At 57.2% G+C, this 18,599-nt stretch carries 14 protein-coding genes; 6 read left to right on the top strand and 8 right to left on the bottom strand.

Annotation, left to right across the window (positions count from 1 at the left end; translation table 11 throughout):
- Nucleotides 1–39: 39 nt before the first annotated feature.
- The 6 genes from aspS to Q1A63_RS04065 all read right to left on the bottom strand — a co-directional run bounded on the left by aspS (nucleotide 40) and on the right by Q1A63_RS04065 (nucleotide 7,728).
- Entirely contained in the window at nucleotides 40–1,815 is a 1,776-nt protein-coding gene (aspS, locus tag Q1A63_RS04090) for an aspartate--tRNA ligase (RefSeq protein ID WP_298969457.1), read from the bottom strand.
- 426 nt (nucleotides 1,816–2,241) lie between these two features.
- The gene (locus tag Q1A63_RS04085) at nucleotides 2,242–3,111 is read right to left on the bottom strand and encodes a glycosyltransferase family 2 protein (RefSeq protein ID WP_299630751.1); all 870 of its coding nucleotides are present in this window, start codon (nucleotides 3,109–3,111) and stop codon (nucleotides 2,242–2,244) included.
- An 85-nt stretch (nucleotides 3,112–3,196) separates the two neighbouring features.
- The gene (locus Q1A63_RS04080) at nucleotides 3,197–3,874 is read right to left on the bottom strand and encodes a GntR family transcriptional regulator (RefSeq protein ID WP_298969455.1); all 678 of its coding nucleotides are present in this window, start codon (nucleotides 3,872–3,874) and stop codon (nucleotides 3,197–3,199) included.
- A gap of 122 nt (nucleotides 3,875–3,996) precedes the next feature.
- Complete coding sequence (locus Q1A63_RS04075; RefSeq protein ID WP_298969454.1) at nucleotides 3,997–5,412, bottom strand: tetratricopeptide repeat protein; 1,416 nt, start codon at nucleotides 5,410–5,412, stop codon at nucleotides 3,997–3,999.
- A 117-nt stretch (nucleotides 5,413–5,529) separates the two neighbouring features.
- Nucleotides 5,530–6,780 (bottom strand): 3-sulfinopropanoyl-CoA desulfinase, encoded by a 1,251-nt coding sequence (gene acdA, locus Q1A63_RS04070; protein ID WP_299630748.1) that lies wholly within the window; start codon nucleotides 6,778–6,780, stop codon nucleotides 5,530–5,532.
- A 99-nt stretch (nucleotides 6,781–6,879) separates the two neighbouring features.
- Nucleotides 6,880–7,728 (bottom strand): LysR family transcriptional regulator, encoded by an 849-nt coding sequence (locus tag Q1A63_RS04065; RefSeq protein ID WP_299630745.1) that lies wholly within the window; start codon nucleotides 7,726–7,728, stop codon nucleotides 6,880–6,882.
- 188 nt (nucleotides 7,729–7,916) lie between these two features.
- Between Q1A63_RS04065 and Q1A63_RS04060 the strand changes: the two genes are divergently transcribed.
- The 4 genes from Q1A63_RS04060 to Q1A63_RS04045 all read left to right on the top strand — a co-directional run bounded on the left by Q1A63_RS04060 (nucleotide 7,917) and on the right by Q1A63_RS04045 (nucleotide 11,801).
- Nucleotides 7,917–9,134: a YcaO-like family protein gene (locus Q1A63_RS04060; protein ID WP_298969451.1), complete on the top strand. Its 1,218-nt coding sequence runs from the start codon at nucleotides 7,917–7,919 to the stop codon at nucleotides 9,132–9,134.
- Nucleotides 9,131–9,919, top strand: a complete 789-nt coding sequence (locus Q1A63_RS04055) for a TfuA-like protein (protein ID WP_298969450.1) — start codon at nucleotides 9,131–9,133, stop codon at nucleotides 9,917–9,919. Before Q1A63_RS04060 ends, Q1A63_RS04055 begins: the two co-directional genes overlap by 4 nt.
- 61 nt (nucleotides 9,920–9,980) lie before the next feature.
- Nucleotides 9,981–11,237, top strand: coding sequence for a hypothetical protein (locus Q1A63_RS04050; protein WP_298969449.1), 1,257 nt, complete (start codon nucleotides 9,981–9,983; stop codon nucleotides 11,235–11,237).
- A 75-nt stretch (nucleotides 11,238–11,312) separates the two neighbouring features.
- On the top strand, nucleotides 11,313–11,801 hold the full coding sequence (locus Q1A63_RS04045) for a pentapeptide repeat-containing protein (RefSeq protein WP_298969448.1): 489 nt from the start codon (nucleotides 11,313–11,315) through the stop codon (nucleotides 11,799–11,801).
- Nucleotides 11,802–11,822: 21 nt separating this feature from the next.
- Here Q1A63_RS04045 and Q1A63_RS04040 read toward each other — a convergent pair whose 3' ends face one another.
- Nucleotides 11,823–13,613 carry a tetratricopeptide repeat protein gene (locus Q1A63_RS04040; protein WP_298969447.1) on the bottom strand — a complete coding sequence of 597 codons (1,791 nt, stop codon included), beginning with the start codon at nucleotides 13,611–13,613 and terminating at the stop codon, nucleotides 11,823–11,825.
- A complete protein-coding gene (locus Q1A63_RS04035; RefSeq protein WP_298969446.1) occupies nucleotides 13,606–14,226 on the bottom strand; it encodes a GNAT family protein in 621 nt (206 codons plus the stop codon). The genes Q1A63_RS04040 and Q1A63_RS04035 overlap by 8 nt, the downstream gene beginning before the upstream one ends.
- A 387-nt stretch (nucleotides 14,227–14,613) precedes the next feature.
- Here Q1A63_RS04035 and Q1A63_RS04030 point away from each other — a divergent pair, with 387 nt between their 5' ends.
- A complete protein-coding gene (locus Q1A63_RS04030; protein ID WP_298969445.1) occupies nucleotides 14,614–17,172 on the top strand; it encodes a GGDEF and EAL domain-containing protein in 2,559 nt (852 codons plus the stop codon).
- Nucleotides 17,173–17,438: 266 nt separating this feature from the next.
- Nucleotides 17,439–18,425, top strand: a complete 987-nt coding sequence (locus tag Q1A63_RS04025; protein WP_298969444.1) for a LysR family transcriptional regulator — start codon at nucleotides 17,439–17,441, stop codon at nucleotides 18,423–18,425.
- Nucleotides 18,426–18,599: the final 174 nt, after the last annotated feature.

Raw genomic sequence — 18,599 nt, 5'->3', positions numbered from 1 at the left:
AACGGGGCGGGCCGCTGGCCAACCAAAATTCATTCACATTCAGTCCTGCGGAATGACGCGCAACCCAAGCTCCATCAACTGGTCGCTCGTTGGTTCGGACGGCGCCGCCATCATCAGATCTTCGGCCCGTTGGTTCATCGGGAAGAGAATGACCTCACGAATGTTGTTCTCTTCAGCGAGCAGCATCACGATCCGATCGATCCCGGCCGCACATCCACCGTGGGGCGGCGCGCCATATTGGAATGCGTTGACCATACCGCCAAAACGCTTGCGTACCTCATCCTCACCGTATCCGGCAATTTCAAAGGCTTTGAACATGATCTCCGGTTTGTGGTTCCGAATGGCCCCCGACACCAGCTCATAGCCGTTGCAGGCAAGGTCGTACTGATAGCCCAGCACATCCAGCGGATCGCCCTCCAGCGCCGCCATGCCGCCCTGCGGCATGGAGAAAGGGTTGTGCTCAAAATCGATCTTGCCGGACTCGGCATCCTTTTCATAAATCGGGAAATCCACAATCCAGGCAAAGGCAAAGCGTTTTTCATCCGTCAAACCAAGCTCAGCGCCGATGACATTGCGCGCCTTGCCGGCAATGACCTCAAAGGTTTTGGGTTTACCGCCGAGGAAAAACGCGGCATCGCCGACCTCAAGGCCAAGCTGCTGGCGGATCGCCTCGGTACGCTCCGGCCCGATGTTCTTGGCCAACGGACCCGCGGCTTCCATCCCGTTGCCCTGATCGCGCCAGAAGATGTATCCCATGCCGGGCAACCCTTCCTTTTGCGCGAAGGCATTCATCCGGTCGCAGAATTTGCGGCTACCGCCGGTGGGGGCCGGAATGGCGCGGATCTCGGTACCTTCCTGTTCCAGCAACTTGGCAAAAATCGCAAAACCGGAACCCGCGAAGTGTTCCGAGACCACTTGCATCTTGATCGGATTGCGCAGGTCGGGCTTGTCCGATCCATACCAGAGCGCCGCGTCCTTGTAGGAAATCTGCGGCCACTCCTGATCCACCGTTTTGTCACCCCCGAATTCCTCGAAAATACCGGTCAGGACGGGTTGGATCGCATCGAATACATCTTGCTGCTCGACAAAGCTCATCTCTAGATCGAGCTGGTAGAAGTCGGTCGGCGACCGGTCTGCGCGCGGGTCTTCGTCGCGGAAGCAAGGCGCGATCTGGAAATACTTGTCGAAACCGGACACCATCAACAACTGTTTGAATTGCTGGGGGGCCTGCGGCAGCGCGTAGAATTTGCCGGGGTGCAAGCGCGACGGCACCAGAAAGTCACGCGCCCCTTCCGGGCTGGACGCGGTGATGATCGGTGTCTGAAATTCGCGAAAGCCCGTGTCCCACATGCGACGGCGGATCGATGATACGACGTCAGAGCGCAGGACCATATTGGCCTGCATCTTTTCGCGCCGCAGATCGAGATAGCGATACCGCAACCGCGTCTCTTCGGGATACTCCTGATCGCCGAAGACCTGAAGCGGCAATTCACCGGCGGCGCCCAGCACTTCGATGTCGCGGACATAGACTTCGATGGCACCGGTTGGGATTTTCGCGTTTACGAGGGATGCATCCCGTGCCTTGACCTCGCCATCGATGCGGATGCACCACTCCGCGCGGACATTCTCAACTTGCGCAAAAACCGCGCTGTCCGGATCGCACAGCACCTGCGTCATACCGTAGTGATCGCGCAAATCGATGAACAGAACGCCGCCGTGATCTCGCACACGGTGCACCCAGCCCGACAGGCGAACTTTTTCGCCCACGTTATCAGCGGTCAGATCGGCGCAGGAGTGGCTGCGATAGGCATGCATGGATGTTTCCCTTCGGGGTCAAATTTCGCGCCAGATACACCTTTTGAGCACCGGGAAGTCAAGGCACCGAAGGCCAGAAACCGGGCGCATTCAAGCATGTTGTCACGTGTTTTCTGCCCAACGGCGTTTTCTCAAGGGTCGGAGGGATCGGGACACGTGTCATCGGCGAGGGTATCTGGCGTCCATCGCCGCACTTTTGCTGTCACATGAAAGGCGCCACCCGTCCAGCGCTGCAGCAATTTTCCGAAATTCACCGCCAGGGCGCCCTCTTTTGGGGAACAGTCACCCAATCCCCCGTCCGAATCCGCGCCTGCACCCTTCAACACCATCCTGCGCCAGAAGCATTACAAATCCGCTGTCGATATGCGGCGCGCGCGGCATGTATCGACGGTGTGCCTCATGCTCGATCCATAGATCTTCGACACCCTAAGGCATGTAGTCGCCATTTTGATACCGGGTCATATCGAAACGTTGCGTGCCCTTCAGGTAGGCAAACGCCTGAGCGCGTTTGCGCGCGGACAAAAGTGTCAAAGGCGAAAGCAGCTTTGCAACTGCCCGGACAGCTGCCCGCAAGCCCGGCATGGAAACGCCATGCTGCCGCTCCACATACATCCGCGATTGCGCAATGAAATAGGCCTTGAGCGCGGCGCCCTTGATCGCGCTGCCAGAAGACTTCCCCCCCAGATGCGTGACCGTGGCGCCATGTTCGATCCGCAGCGTCCAGCGCGCCTGCCGCATCCGGTACACCAGATCATCGTCTTCGTGGTAGAGGAAAATCTTCTCGTCAAAACCGCCAACTTCGTCAAAAGCCGCCTGCCTGCAAAAGAGCGCCGCCCCGGTCAGAATATTGACCTGCACGCTGTCCTTGTTTCCCGGCGCCGCATACCGCCGGTCGGTATATTCCGCGCGCGAAATCAGGGCCGAGCGACGGTCCAGCCGCAAGTCCCCCTTGCCATTCAGGATGGCCGGGTTCATCGCACCCGCTTGCGGGTGTTTTTCTGCCGCCGCGATCAAGAGCGCGCAGCAGTCGGGTGTGAGCGTCGAATCCGGATTGCAGAAGAAGACGAATTCCTTCTGGTTCCCTTCCGCGCCACGATTGCACGCCGTTCCAAACCCGGCATTTTGTGGCAATGCGATGACCCTGGCGCCATGCGCTGCTGCAATATCACGCGAAGTATCCTGGCTGTTGTTGTCCACAACGACCACTTCAATGCCTTCAGGGACAGACGCCAGAAATGCTCCGATGACCTCGGCACTGTTAAAGGTGACGGAGACAATTCTAAGACGGTCGTGCATGAATTCCTGCTGTATCAGAGGGTTGCGAAGGCGTGCAAACTAGCGAGGAAGCGGTTCCCATACCAGCCCCCAGATTGCCTGGATGTTACAGCGCCCGCAGCCGGTGCCGCTCCAGCAGATCCACCAGCATTTCGCGGGCTTGCTGACGGTGCGCCCGGTGGGCCGCGCGGGCGATATTCGCATCCCCCTGTTCAATCGCCTGATAGACCCGGCGGTGCGCTTCGTTGGATTTCAGCGGCATCGGGCGCATGAATAGGGTCGTGATGCGGGCGCGGCGCACCTGATCCCGCATCATCATGACGATGTTTTCGATGCGCCGATTACGCCCCAACCGAACCAGTTCCGTATGGAACCGGTCGTCCGCTTCGGCCCATTTTTCCAAATCTTCCGAAGCAACGGCGACTTCCATATCCTCAATGGCGCGGGCCAGTTCCGCTAACTCCGAAATGCCATACCCTTTTTGGGCGGCTTGCTCTGCTGCAAGGCTCTCCAGCTCGGTCAGAACATCGTAGATCTCGCGCATGTCATCGGGGGAAACCGGAAGGATGCGGACCCCTTTGCGCGGTCGCAATTCCAGCAATCCCTGCCCCTCAAGCATCAAGACAGCCTCGCGAACCGGCGTGCGCGACATGTTCAAAAGCTCCGCCAGTTCGGATTCGAGATGGTTTGATCCTGCTGCCAACTGGCCTGAAAAGATCATCTCACGCAGAGCCTGCAGCGCGCGCTGCGCATTGGATGGGGATTTGGTATTCGGGTCGGTCAAAAACGCTCCAATGCAATATTCCGGCGCAAGGCACCGTCACAATACACAAAGAAGGCCCGAAACATCGCGCTATTGCAAGCGACGTCCACAGATGCGCCTGACGGCATCGTGGCTCAGGAGGGTCATGCGGCGATCAAGGATTGTGCTTTTGCGGTGGCGCGGTCCGCTTGCCCGTGGTCCCCAAGCCCCTTGAAGGCGCGGGCAACGGCGCGCCAATTTTGCGCGGAGGTCGGCTTGATCCCCGTCCGCTCGTTGGCCAGCGCGAGCGCCAGATCGAATTGCCCGGCCCGCAAAGCCGCCTCCAGCAAGGTCCAGCCAATGATGTCACGCTGCGCGTAGCTGCCCCCCAGCCGGTGCGTCATATAGCGAATGGGCAGCAGACGGTCGACGCAACGGGTATAGTTTTCCTGTTTGAAATCCTGCATCGCCAGACAGAATGGTAGCCCGATTTCACGGGTCATCGCCACATTCGCGTCGGACGCGTTCTCCAGATAGCGTTCGTTCGCGGACAGGAGCGCCTTTTGCGCATCCACCCGGTCATCGGATACAAACGTCAGCATCGCATGCACATCGTTGAAGGCATAAAGCGTATCCTGAGCCGCCGGTTCCCATTTATTGGCCAGATGCGTCCAGCGGTCCCCTGCATCCTGACCGACCAGGTTCATGCGCCACAGCAGGGCTGCGGCATCCAGCTCCTCGTATTTATGGCCGTCCTTGTTCCGGGAATCGAGATGCGTGTCGAAGATGCCATAAACCTGATCATATTGTTCCAAATCAAGGTGATAGAGGCCGGTATGCCACCACAGGTGATTGGCGAAATTTGAGGTGCCCCACATGCCCGCATGATCCTGCATGAACCGGATACCGCCCGCCTGACGACCGCGCATTTCCATCACGTGGCTGACCGTGTGCACCGCATAGGGGTTGTCTGGCCGAATGGCCAAGGCCTGCCGCGCGAGCTCCTCCGCGCGGGCGAAATCACGGTTTTCCTCAAGCCCGAAGGAATAAAACCCCAAGACGAATTCATACCCCGGAATGCTTTCATCCCAAAGGTTGAAAACGCGGGCGACGACGTCACGCTGGCCCGGCACATCGCCCAGCAACACCATCGTGTAATGGATCAGTTCCAGCGCCAGCAGGTCCATCGGATATTGCGTCAGAACCGCTTCCCACTTTTGCACGGCACCGAAAAAGTCGCCCTGCACCCAGGCCCGGACCGCCTCAAAATGCCCGCGCTCCCGGTCGTTTGCACTTGGCAGCAGACGTTCCGCCTGACCCAGGCTCTCGACCATCACATCGTAGATGCGCGTTTCCATCGCCTGCGTCAGCCAGCCCGCTTTGAAGAGCCATCCCATCATGAAATCAGGATGCGCCGCCAGAACCTCATCAATCTCGGCAATGGCGTCCCCACGAAAGGACAGAGACATCAAAATCGCGCGTTCCAACCCGTCGATGGCGTTGCGGTCTCGGTAAGAAACCGGCACGCCGCGCAAATCTTTGAAGGACGTGGGAGTATCGACGACGGTCTGTGTGCGCATTGCAGGCTGCCCTTGGCGGTTTCGGATGCTCGTAACCTAGTCGCTTGTGCAAAAATTGCACTTAGGATCGCCGCGTTCACGAAAAATCTATCGTTTCGTCAACGCGCGCGAGGATTTTCAGCCCGACGGTTTTCTGTGATTTTCCGCCGCCAAAGAGGCGTAGCCATCCCGTGTTTGTGGGGTTTTCATATCCAAAACCCCACCCGCAATCAGGTTGCGCAGCATCTGTGCGGTCCCGCCGCCAATGGTGAACATCCGCGCATCCCGCACCATACGTTCGACCGGATTGTTACGAGAATACCCGGTCGCCCCGTGCAGTTGCAGCGCATCATTCGTGACCTTGACCGCCATTTCCGAGGCAAAAACCTTGGCCTGGGCCGCAAGCATCGGGTCCGGAAAACCCGAGGTTCCGGCTTCCGCGCTTTTGGCCGCACGCCAAATCATCATGCGCGCCGCCTCGATTTGGATGGACATATCCGCAAGCATCCACTGCAAGCCCTGGAATTCGGCGATGGGGCGGCCGAATTGCTCGCGCGTTTTGACATGGGCGCAAGCAGCCTCAAAGGCACTCTGCGCGATGCCTAAGGCGACCGTCGCAGCCCCCACCCGCTGAGCATTATAGGCATTCATCAATCCAGCAAAGCCGCGCTCGATCCCTTCGGGCGGGGAGATCAGCCGATCCAGTGGCAGGCGCATGTTCACAAAGCGTATTTGCGTTTCCGGAATGCCGCGCAATCCCATGGTGGGCTCGCGGGCGCCGATCTCCAACCCGGGCTCTCCAAGGTAGGCCATGAACCCGCCGATGCCCTTGAAAACACCGTCTTCCACCACGCGCGCGAACACCAGGTGCAACCGGGATACTCCGCCGCCGGTGATCCAGTGTTTTTCCCCGTTCAGCACCCAGCTGTCACCATCGCGCACAGCGGTTGTCGTCATGTCGGTCGCCGCGCTGCCCGCTTCCGGTTCTGTGATGCAAATGGCCGGCTTGTCGCCGGATAAAACGTGCTTGGCAGCAATGTGACGCTGCGCCGGCGTGCCATAGGCGATGATCGCACCCACAGCACCCATATTGCTCTCAACCACAATGCGGCCGGAAACGCCGCAACAGCGGGCAAATTCTTCGACAACCAATGCAACCTCAAAGCAGGACATTCCGGGCCCGCCAAGATCCTGCGGCACGGACATGCCCATGAAACCCGCGTCGGTCAGCTGATGCACCACCTCAGTGGGATAGGTTTCGGAACGATCCGTCTCCGCCGCCAAGGGCCGCGCCACCTCTTCGGCCAGAGCACGGGCGCGGGCGCGCAATGCAGATTGCTCTTCCGTCAGAAAACTCGACAGGGCGTCCTGAAAGGATCTGTCAAACATCGCAAAGCTCCAGTGCGGCGGGATCACGAACAGTCTACGACATTAGCATTTAGCAAGATATCGAGTTTAACTTGCAAATTACGTGAGTTTTGCAAATGATCAGAGCGCTTGCAGGAATGTCCGGATCAAAGGATCTGAAGAGACACCATCTGTTACAAGCACACCCACATCCCGAGCATAGGGTGGGTCACCAAAGGGGACGGAGCGGAGGCCGGGCCAGGCGCCTGAGCTGCCCCTGCAAACGGGGACAATCGCAACCCCGAGCCCTTCGCGTACCATAGATTGAATGGCATCCAGCGAGTCGATTTCCATTGTGGCATTCACGGCTATTCCACGTTTCTTCAAACGGGCCTCGATGCCGCCACCCGCCCAGGTTTTGCGGTTGAACCAGATGAAAGGCTGCGTCGTCAGCAGCGCCTTTTCATCCCCCTCTGCATCTTTGGGCGCAATCACGGCGAGGGGCTCCTGCGCGATGTGGTGCCATTCCAACCCCGCAATCGGGCGCGGCGGTTTGGTACAGACGACCACATCCAACAAGCCCTGCCCCAACTGATCCGCCAGACTGTCGGAACTGCCACTGCGCACGTCGAAGGATAATTCAGGATGCAGCGCTTTCAATTCAGCCAGCGCCCTGGGCAGAAAACTACTCAATACCGTCGGCACAGCGCCCACAATCAGCCGCCCACGCACCAGCTGACCCGTCACGACGTCTTCGGCTGCATCGAAAAGGGCGATGACTTTGCGCGCGTGATCGGCGAGTGCCCGGGCTTTGGGCGTCGGAAGGGGTGGCCGCGCGACGCGGTCAAAAAGGACTACGCCAAGCTCCGCCTCCAGCGCTTTGATCTGAAGGCTGATCGCGGAGTGCGACCGCCCGATGGCATCTCCTGCCGCTGCGAATGAGCCAGTGTCGATCACCGCAATAAGAATGCGCATTTGCCGGATATTCATGGGCGATTTGAGCCGTATTTTCAGGGGCCTGACATGGCCCTGCGCGTCGATGTTAGAGGATCGCGCGCGCGGGGTCTATCCGGTCTGCACTCTTGCCTCATCTGTCAGACCATCGCGAAACAAGGCCATTCCAGTCCCTCGATAAGTGTGGTTTGAATATCAAAAAGGGTAAAGCGAGCGTGCCACATATGGATTTCCAGGACAGCAGTGACAAACAATTGCTGAAGGGATCGCATCGCATTTGCACCGCTCAGGAAACACTCGCACGCATCGTTCCGATGATGCATGACTTCGGGATCACGCGCGTCGCCAATGTCACCGGGCTGGACCGGATCTCCGTGCCGGTTGCCATCGCCATCCGCCCCAACGCACGCTCCATTGCGATCTCGCAAGGCAAGGGGGCGACATACGATCACGCCAAGGCATCCGCGCTCATGGAAGCGATTGAAATTTGGCATGCGGAGCATTTTGATCGTGCCGTGTTCTACGCGAGCGCGGTCGATCTTTCGGACAAGCACGATTTCATTGATCTAGCACGCCTGCCCCAAACGCCCGGGCCAATCCCACGGCGAACCCTGCGGATGCATTGGGTGATGGCCACCGATCTAATGAGCGATACGCAAAAGCTGGTGCCGCTTGAGATGGTGCACGCCGATTACACCCATCCCGCGTCACAGGACACCGGATATTTCCCGGCGAGCACCAATGGGCTGGCCTCCGGGAACCATCCGCTGGAGGCGATCTGCCACGCCATCTGCGAGGTGATTGAACGCGATGCCCTGGCGGTTTGGCACCATTTGCCGCAGGACGCGCAACGCGCAACGCGGCTTGACCCTGCGTCGGTCACCGAGGCCGTCGCGCGCAAAACACTTGGCAAATTCCACGAGGCTGGTTTTAGGTGCGCGCTGTGGGACGTGACCACCGATGTTGGCGTGGCGAGCCTGCTCTGCGTCATCCACGAAGCGGGGTCGCCGGAAGGGCATCTCGGTCTCGGCTCCGGTACGCATCCGGATCCCGCCATCGCCCTAAACCGCGCGTTGAATGAGGCGGCGCAAACCCGGCTCAATTACATCACCGGCGCGCGCGAGGATCTCTTTCATGACGAATTCAGCAGCGAGGGGCGCCAGCAGAAGATCGACGCCTTTGCGGACCTTCTGACCGACCAGACCGGGATGCGCCGTTTCGAGACATTGCCCGGCGCGATAAACGAGACCTTGCAGGCGGATCTGACCTGGCTCAAGGCGCGGCTGTCTGCAGTGGGGATTGACGAAATTGCCGTCGTTGATCTGACGCGAGAGGAATTCGGCATTCCCGTGGTCCGCGTCATCATCCCCGGACTGGAAGCCCCACATGACGATGACGCCTATATCATGGGCGAACGCGCGCGGCGGGGACATGCACCGTGATTATATTTGCCGGCCCGTCCATCGCAGGTCTCGATCTTGCGTCAATTGGGGATTTTGATCTGCGCCCGCCCGTGCAACAGGGGGATGTATATCTGGCCACTCGCGACCGACCACAGGCCATCGGCATCATCGATGGGTATTTCGAAGGCGCCCCGTCGGTCTGGCACAAGGAAATTCTCTGGGCGCTGACGCAAGGCATCCCAGTGTTTGGGGCCGCCAGCATGGGTGCGCTTCGGGCAGCGGAATTGCACGCCTTCGGCATGATCGGCATCGGGCAGATATTCGAAGCCTACCGCGATGAAAGCCTTGAAGACGATGATGAAGTCGCGCTTTTGCATGGTCCTGAGGAGATGGGATACCCGCAGTTGAGCCTCGCGATGGTGAACGTGCGTGCCACGCTTGACGCGGCACAATGCGCACGGGTGATCACGCAAAACCAGGCCGCATGGATCGCGGGCCATGCAAAATCTCAGTTCTACAAAACCCGCACGTGGGACAGCGTCCTGGCCACCACGGCGTCGCAGGAAATACCCGATCCCCTGCGCCAGGAATTACGCGGCTGGATTGACCAAAACGAGGTCGATCAGAAACGCATTGACGCCCATGCCCTTCTGACGTGTCTGGCAAAAGGCGATTTTGAAACGCCCCAGCCCAACTATCATTTCGAAGAAACCAATCTATGGCTGAATGCCACGAAAACCTGGAGCCGACCCCGCGCGGCCATTCCCGAGGCAGGGGACGAGGCATACCAGCTTTTTGGCGATTGCAGTTTTTTGGATGAATAGACGGGCGCGCGGGAATGCGATAGCCATGTCGCAGGAATGACTGGGCGGGGGCCACGACAATATGCAAGGAACGCGGTTTAAACTCTTCCCACAACCGCAATTTCTCGAAGCTTACCGCGAGCCGGAAATCATCGAGGTTTCATCTCCTGCCGGAAGCCTCGGGCCGGGCCCGTCGGATGACCGGATGTACACAATCTTTCCGATCGGGAAGGAACAGCCCTATGGCATCTCGCCTGATGGCTCTGACGTGCAGGCCCCGCCCTGGACCGGTGAGATCGAAGAGATGCCCATGCCGGACGCCGAGGGCCACTTCGACTACCTGGAGCCTGGGACCCCGCAGTTCGAGACCGCGCATCTCTTTGGCACCGTTCGTTTTGTGATGGACATCTGGGAGGATTATTTCGGTCGGGTGATCCCCTGGCAAAGCGACAAGACCCATGACCGACTGGAACTGACCATCCTGCCATCGCTGGAAAACGCCTATTCCGGCTACGGATTCATCGAAATGGGCGGGGATCGGTCCACCGGCAGCCTGAAACCCTTCAGCCTGAATTTCGATGTCATCGCTCATGAATTGGGCCATGCGATCATCTATTCCGAGGTTGGCGTCCCCGACCCCAACAACGTAACGGGCGAATATTTCGGTTTCCACGAAAGCGCCGCCGATCTGGTTGCACTGATTTCGTCCCTGCATTTCAATTCGCTGGTCGATCTGCTGTTGGAGAACACCAGCGGCAATCTCTACATGCTCAACGCGGTGAACCGCGTGGCGGAATTGTCGGAAAACAAGCAGATCAGGATCGCCGCCAACGATAAGCGTCTGGGAGAATTCGCAAAAGGCTGGGTCAAGGAGCATCATTTGTCGCAACCGCTGACCGGCGCGTTCTTTGACATTCTGGTGGATCTTTTTCACGAGATGCTCTTGGACTACGGGGCCATTTCACCCGAGATGGAGGATCTTTCCGACACATTGCTCGCCACCGCCGATTACGCCCCGGTGATGCAGGAGATGTTCGACGCAGCCTACGCCGATCATCCCGACAAGTTCAAAATGGCGCTGCTGGATGCACGGGATATTCTGGGCACCTATCTTGCGGACACCTGGCAAAAGATCGATCGGCGGGATCTGAATTTCGTGGATATTGCCGATATCTTCCTCGAAGTGGATCAGGAGCACACAGGCGGGCGCTTCGAACGTCTGATCCGCGGCAATTTCAGAATACGCGACATTGGGATTGTCGATGTTGGCCCGCAACTCGAACCGTTGGGCAAGGACAGCCATGCAAATTCTGTGCGGACGATGGTTCCAATGGACTGAAAAAGCAGAATAGGTTAACACACAGAAACAACAGGCTGAAAAGAGTAGATTTCGCTCTTCAAAGGATCACAAATTATGTCAGAATCACTCTATACTTCCCAGTCCATCGTATTATTCGGTCGTAATGTTGATGACTTGGCCGTCATCAAAAAGGGGCTGGAAACGGACTCAACAGTCAGCAAGGAAGGCAAGCAATTTGCCCGGATTTACGGGTTCACCTACGATGGTGCCTACTACGAAATTCCAACGCCTGTGTTGTTCACAGTGAAAGACGACGGCGTCGATGCGGACACTGTGGCCGTTCCGGGGCCAAACCCGAAAAACGCGAAATTCTTTGCCAGCCTGAAGGCATGGACAGTGAAGCAGACCGAAGAAACCGTGCGTTTGGACGTCGATCAGGGCAAGTTTGAAGACGTGCTGTTGGGCATGGTGGGCGGCGACGGCGCAGCCGGCGTTTCCGGCGCCCGCGTGTCGGGTGCACGTGTCTCAGGGGCCCGCGTTTCCGGGGCTCGGGTGTCCGGTGCGCGGGTATCAGGTGCCCGGATCAGCGGCGCCAACGACTAACAGCAGGCACGGCGCGGGCAGTTAAAGGCCCGCGCGCTTCAACCCATCCAGGAAGTGCTGCACGTCTTCTTCATGCAAGTCGGGTTGCACCGACGCCCAGCGATCCACTGAAAAGTTCGGGTGTGCCTGGCGCACAAGATCAGCCTGGGTTTCGGCCTCTTTGACCTTGCCCAAATGCGCGTAACTCGCCGCAAGAATGCGACGCCCTTCCGTTGGGTTCTGCATCGTCTGGATCGTGCTGATCGCCTCTTCGTAGCGCTTGAGGTTGAAATACGCGCCGCCCAGGTGCCAGATATACTGATCAGGATAAAACGGGTTGAGCCGCATTGCCTTCAGCAACAGATCGACCGCTTCTTCTGACCGGCCCATGTGCGCCAGCGCGTCCGCCATGTCGGACATCAAATCCGCATCGTTCGGATTAAGCTTTAGCGCCCGGTCATAGGCGTTGATCGCGGGCTCATGCTCCTTGCGATAGAGATGGGCGAACCCAAGCTCACCAAATCCGCGCGCGTCGGCCTCATCCAGATCGATGGCTTCGCGGGCAAAAATCAGCGCGTCATCAAGCGCGACTTCCGGCTTTTCCGCCCAGTCATAGCGCCAGTCCAGATTGAAGGTTCTGGATTTCGCAGCATAGGCGCGGGCGTAGCGCGCATCGCTGCCAATCGCGTTTTCATAGAGGTCGCGCGCCTGACGCACTTCTGGCTGCGTATACTTCAAAACATGCCGGTGCCCCTTGAGGACAAACCCGTAAGCCATGAGGTTTGCGGGCGGCAAAAGACGCATCCGGTCGCGTTCCGTGGCTTCGATCCGCGCGGCAGTTGCGGAGACGATGATCTGCGTAATCTCGTCCTGCAGGTCGAATATGTCTTCAACATCGCGGTTGTACTGTTCACCCCAGATCGTTCTGTCCTGCAAAGCGTCCAGCAATTGCAATGTGATCCGGATGCGCGACCCGGCCTTGCGCACGGTGCCATCCACCGCGTAGCGCACGCCCAGTTCGCGTGCGGCCTGTGCGGGTGATTTCGACCGCTCCGCGTACATGTTCGCCGACCCGCGCGCGATGACAAAGAACTCCTGAAACCGCGACAGGTTCGTGGTGACGTCTTCGGTCAGACCGTCGGCAAACCACTGATCATCCCGGTTGCTGCCCTGAAATCCGAAGGGAAGCACGACGATGGATTGGTTCGCAATGGGTCGCTCCTTGAACTCGGCGGAGTTTTCAAGATTGCGGCGCAGCCCCGGCGTCATCGCCGCGGTTGTCGGATTTTCATGCACCTGAAAAACGTCGATCGTGCGACCGATGTTTTTGAAATCCTGACCGCCCAGATATTCGTAGCCGTATTTCAGCTTGTTGCAGACGTGATCATAGGCAGCGCCGGAAATACAGACCTGACCGGGCGAGGCAAAGGCCTCGATCCGTGCAGCAATGTTGATGCTTTCACCGGTGATTTCATCACCACTGACCAGGATTTCCCCAAGGTTGATGCCAAAGCGGAACCAGATCTTCTCTTCTTCCGGCAGGCCTTCGTTCTCCGCCGCCAGAATTTTCTGCATCTCGATGGCAAAGGTTACGGCATCCACGGCGCTTTCAAACACCATGAACGCATTGTCACCCGCCGACCCCTTGAATTCTCCGGAATACGCGCGGATCGCCTCGCGGAATTTCTCCAGACGGTTGGTGACAGAAATCGTCGTCCCGACTTCGTCGACACTCATCATCGTACTGAAATTCGCCACATCAGCAAAAGCAATCGCCACCAGACGCCGTCTGAGGTTCTCGCGTGGTCCAGATGTTTGTTCGGTGCTACCCACGACCTTCTTTCCAACAGGTTGGCGCAAACGACAGCTTGCAGGATTCCATCACTTTATCAATGACCTGATCCCTGCTGGCTAACCATTCTGAACCAAGAATACCAGCAATTACGATATCTTTGCGTTCGCCTTCGACAAACCAGCCTTCCCGGAACTTGCCCTCGTCCGTGAACCCCAGTTTGTGCAGAGCCCGTTGTGTTGCTGCGTTGTCGTCCCGATAAAAGGTGGTGACCCGGTGCAGCCGCAGGCGTTTGAACGCCAAATCCAGCACTGCAACCGCCATCGCCGAGGCAAGCCCTCTTTTCCGAAATTCCTCCGCAACGAAAAACGGCAGGACAGCATCCCCCTGAATATAGTTAATCGATTCAAGCCCGGCGATCCCCAAAGGCTGTCCCTGTTCATCCTCGGCAATGAACCAATAACCACAAGGCGACTTCGAATATTCGATCGACTTGGACCAGCTTTCGCGCAGCGCATCCACGCTGGTCGGCACGGGCAAGGTGCGGTCAAACAAGGCCACATCCTGAAAGTCCCAAAACCAATTGGCGATTTTCGAAATGTCATCGAGCCCTAGGGGGCGCCACGTGATGACGGCAGGATTCTCAATTGACATAGCTCACGTCCCATCAAAATTTTCGAAAAATGATCGCCACCTGTGGCACTGCAACTTTGGGTATCGATCTCCATAAAAGAAATTACGTTCAACATGTTAACAACTTAAAATAGTACCGTACTTGTGTGTATTGCAACGTATTAACCACGGCCATCACCCCAGGTCTGCGCCACTGCATGTTTGCCAGTGGTCGAATTTTTGATGCCTTGGGTGCCGTCACGCTGCTTAGGAGAAAGACTTTTCCGACCACCAAATGTGTCAAAACAGTTCGACTTTTATATGATAACGCGGCTTTAAGTGCCCATTGCTAACCGTTTTACCAGTGTTTCGAGAGTACCAATGCACCATAAGAACAACATTAGTTTGGGCTTTTCTGTGGAGTCGCTGGTGAACTCACTGGCGCTACCCACATTTTTCGTGGGATTGGACTACTCTATTCTTTGCGCCAATCAACGCGCGATCTCTGTTTTGTTCGGTGGAGAAGAGAACACCACCACCGGGCAGGACGTACGAAATTTGATGGATGGCACGGAGGCGAGAAACCTCTTCGAGCAGCTGGTTGTTCGACTGCCCGACGATGCGCCCATCACGAACATCTGCTTGAGGCTAGATGGTTATTCCACAAGCCAAACATGGCACGTATCGGCATTGAGCGATCCTCAGCACGCAACTCTTGGGTATCTTTTCCAGGCCTCAAGCGAGGCGGTCGACAGTGATGAGCCAGGGGCACCATTTGACGTCGATTTTCGTGCCACGCCGACGGAAACACCAAGCGATTTTCGGCTGGAGAACCAAGATGGGTCAGATCCCGAAGCTCTCCTGGAAGGGCTGAGCCTGGCCGAAAGCGAGTGGCGCTGGAAAACCGCTGTTTTGAGCGCAAATCAGGCAGTCTGGGATCATGACTTTGAGCGTGACCGTCATTTTGTTTCCAAGACCTGGCGCGCATTACGCGGCCTGACCGAAAACGACACCATCCCGACAACCAACGAGGCTTGGCTGGAGACGATTCATCCAAAGGATATTGATCACATCAAGGAGGAGCTCCGACGCTTGGAGTGTGCTGAAACGGATGTGATCAACTACAAATTCAGACAGAAACACACAGCTGGTCACTGGGTTTGGTTCTTGAGCAGCGGACGTGTCGTGCGGCGCGACAAGGATGGCCTCCCTGCCCGGATTATTGGCACCGATACCGACATCACTGACATCAAGACGGTCGAGTTGGAGCGGCACCGCATGGCCGAGCGTTTGGACACGGCGATGGAGGCGGCGGAAATGGGCCGTTGGGAATTCGATGTGGGCGCAAATTATGCCTACTGGGATGACCGATTGCTGAAGATGTTCGGACTGGAAGGCAGCAGCAACCACATGGGGGCAACAGCCTGGTCTGAATTCATTCATCCCGATGACAAGGCAGCAACGCTGGCGCTCTCCGAGGAATGCCTGAAGCAAGGCAAAGACATTGCCTGCGACTATCGTCTTTTGAAGCGCGACGGAACGGTGCGGCACATCCGGACCCGCGGGAAGTATGTGCAGGATGCTGAGCATGGCGCACGGTATTACGGCGTCAATTTCGATGTCACACACGATTATGAACGCGCGGAGGAACTTGAACTTGCGCGCGCCAGATTGGAACATGAAAGCCGACACGACGCGCTCACCGGATTGGCAAATCGGCGCTATCTGGACGATATGTTCACGGAATTGGTGGAGCGGTCCGACGCCGCCGCCTTGAAACTGGCCGTTCTGCATTTCGACATCGATCACTTCAAACAGATCAATGACACGCTGGGGCATGACGCTGGCGACGCCACTCTGAAACATGCGGCCGAAATCCTGCGCAAGAATGTGCCGGAGAGCGCATTGGTCTCCCGCGTCGGCGGTGACGAGTTTGCGGCGTTGCTCTTGGATGTTCCGGGCACTGAGGTTCTGGAAGACATTGCAAAAAACATCATCAATGACATGTCGCAACCGTTCTTTTACGGCTCGCAGCAGTGCAATATCGGCACAAGCATCGGAATCGCGGTGTCAGAGGATGGCGAGCCGCTGAACAGCAGTCTTTTCATCAATGCCGACCTCGCGCTTTACGCAGCCAAACAGGCGGGCCGCGGTCGGTTCCGGTTTTTCACCACCGAAATGAAGCAGGACGCGCGGCGACGGAAGAATTCGTTTGATGCGCTGTTGGCCGGTTTCGATCAGGGTGAGATTACCTGTCACTATCAGCCGCAGTTCGATGCAAAGACACTTGAACTGACCGGATTGGAAGCTCTGGTCAGATGGGAAAGCAAAGCCTTTGGCCTGATCATGCCGGAAGAGTTCCTGAGCACTGCCGAGGATATGGGGCTTGTCGCACATTTCGATGAGTTGGTGCTGCGCAAAACACTTTACGATTTGGAACAGTGGAAATCTCAAGGCATTGATATTCCAAGAATTTCAGTCAATGTCTCCTCGCATCGGCTCAATGACCCGACGTTGGGCGAACGCTTGCAACCCCTGAACCTGCCCCAGGGAAAGATCTCTTTCGAGCTATTGGAATCGGCCTTTCTCGATTCAAAAAACGATGTCATCGAACGCAACCTGAAACAGATCGAACAACTGGGTATTGAGATTGAAATCGATGACTTTGGAAGCGGGCACGCCTCCATCGTGAGTCTGCTGCAGATTGCCCCCAAACGGCTCAAGATCGACCGGCTTTTGATCGAGCCAATTGTTGGGTCCAAACGTCAGCGCGACCTGATCAAAACGATCATTGGGATTGGCAAGATGTTGGATGTCAGTGTCGTCGCCGAAGGCGTGGAGACGTTTGACCATGTCTCGGTACTGCAGGAGCTCGGATGCTGTTACCTGCAGGGTTTTGGCCTGGCGCGCCCGATGGACACGGATGCAGTCACCAAATTCATGCAGGAAATCAGCGCGACGGATGGTCGTCTGGTGATCGGCCAATAGCCGTAATTTTCTGTTTGCTTGCACAGATTTGAACTTTCGAAATCGCCCGCGACGGGTTGTGCAGCTTCGCACAGCTCACCTCTCGCGCCTTCACGAATTGGCGATGGAAGGCGAAAGTTATTGTCGCTGGGCTTTGGTTTGGACACGATTAGGCTCGCGAGGTGCTTGACGACCCTGGACTGCTGCTGCCCGAATTATATGGCAGCACCGACGCTCGATGGAACACAGCGCTCGCAACAAACCAAACCGTTTGGATGTTCGACACCATGAACCTAAGAGATTTACTATATGTGATCGCCGTCGCTGAACATCGGAACTTCACGCGGGCGTCGCAGGTTGTTGCCGTCAGCCAACCCGCACTCTCCAATCAGATCAAGAAACTTGAGGCCGAATTGGGCATGGCCATTTTTGAACGCGGGAGGAACGAGGTCCGGCTGACCGATTTCGGCGCCGAACTTGTCGTCAAGGCGCAAGAGGTCTCCGCCATGGTCGATGGCATCAGAGACCTCGCACACAAACACCGCGCGGTCGAAGATTTGCCTTTGAGGTTGGGCATGACGCCAACACTGGCGGCCTATTTGTCGCGCTACTTTAACGACCTGTTCGCCGCGGCGTTTCCGAATGTGCGTATGGTTATTGTCGAGGAATACCCTATTCCCTTGGCCAGGATGGTCGAGGACAAATCGATCGATATGGCGTTCATCGCGCGCAAGAGCTTTGACACGATCTACGAGGGATCGCGCCAACCCATGGATTTCGCATCCCTCTGGCTTGAGCCGCTGTACCTGGGTGTCCGGATTGGCCATCCGTTGGCGCGGAAAAAGAGCATCTGGGCTCATGAGGTCCCGGCAAATATATTGATCCGGTTTGACACTTCCTTCGGATATGATTTGGAGGCAAAACTGCCTGAGGCCTCGGCAGCGACATCAGATGTGACCGGGATCGACGTGCGCTCCGCGAGATTTGAAACGGTTTGCCGACATGTCGCTCAAAGCGATGCCTGCACCATGATCAACGCCGTTGCCGCAGAACAATTCAAACGCGATGGTTTCGGTTTGGAATTTATCCCATTCGATGACGAAGGCAACATGAGAGAGCTCGGCGTGCTCACCCGCCCGGAATATCCACGACCAGAGGTCATCAAGGTGATGCGCGATCACATATTGAAAGCGCCTCCTATCGGGACGGTCGCATCCCGCACAACAAAGAATGTGCTGCGCCCTGCACCGCTAACCGTCCAAGATACCGTTTGAGCAAGCGCTACAAGCTCATGATCCGGAAACAGACCTGACCTGAATTTTGGGGCTGGAACAGCGCCAAGCGTCGGCGATGGCTCAATTCTTGCAAGGCTTTGACCAAATGCATGCGGCATCTGGTGCTCAAAACGCATCTTCTCCCGATCACCCTGCGTTACTTTCTTGTGACTG

The organism is uncultured Roseobacter sp. (assembly GCF_947499265.1).
GTDB lineage: Bacteria > Pseudomonadota > Alphaproteobacteria > Rhodobacterales > Rhodobacteraceae > Roseobacter.
This window is presented reverse-complemented; position numbering and strand designations above follow the sequence as displayed.

What these genes read in the sequence shown, in the direction of transcription:
- aspS (WP_298969457.1), bottom strand. Translation starts at nt 1,815, where the DNA reads ATGCATGCCTATCGCAGCCACTCCTGCGCCGATCTGACCGCTGATAAC.
- Q1A63_RS04085 (WP_299630751.1), bottom strand. Translation starts at nt 3,111, where the DNA reads ATGCACGACCGTCTTAGAATTGTCTCCGTCACCTTTAACAGTGCCGAG.
- Q1A63_RS04075 (WP_298969454.1), bottom strand. Translation starts at nt 5,412, where the DNA reads ATGCGCACACAGACCGTCGTCGATACTCCCACGTCCTTCAAAGATTTG.
- acdA (WP_299630748.1), bottom strand. Translation starts at nt 6,780, where the DNA reads ATGTTTGACAGATCCTTTCAGGACGCCCTGTCGAGTTTTCTGACGGAA.
- Q1A63_RS04065 (WP_299630745.1), bottom strand. Translation starts at nt 7,728, where the DNA reads ATGAATATCCGGCAAATGCGCATTCTTATTGCGGTGATCGACACTGGC.
- Q1A63_RS04060 (WP_298969451.1), top strand. Translation starts at nt 7,917, where the DNA reads ATGGATTTCCAGGACAGCAGTGACAAACAATTGCTGAAGGGATCGCAT.
- Q1A63_RS04050 (WP_298969449.1), top strand. Translation starts at nt 9,981, where the DNA reads ATGCAAGGAACGCGGTTTAAACTCTTCCCACAACCGCAATTTCTCGAA.
- Q1A63_RS04045 (WP_298969448.1), top strand. Translation starts at nt 11,313, where the DNA reads ATGTCAGAATCACTCTATACTTCCCAGTCCATCGTATTATTCGGTCGT.
- Q1A63_RS04035 (WP_298969446.1), bottom strand. Translation starts at nt 14,226, where the DNA reads ATGTCAATTGAGAATCCTGCCGTCATCACGTGGCGCCCCCTAGGGCTC.
- Q1A63_RS04025 (WP_298969444.1), top strand. Translation starts at nt 17,439, where the DNA reads ATGAACCTAAGAGATTTACTATATGTGATCGCCGTCGCTGAACATCGG.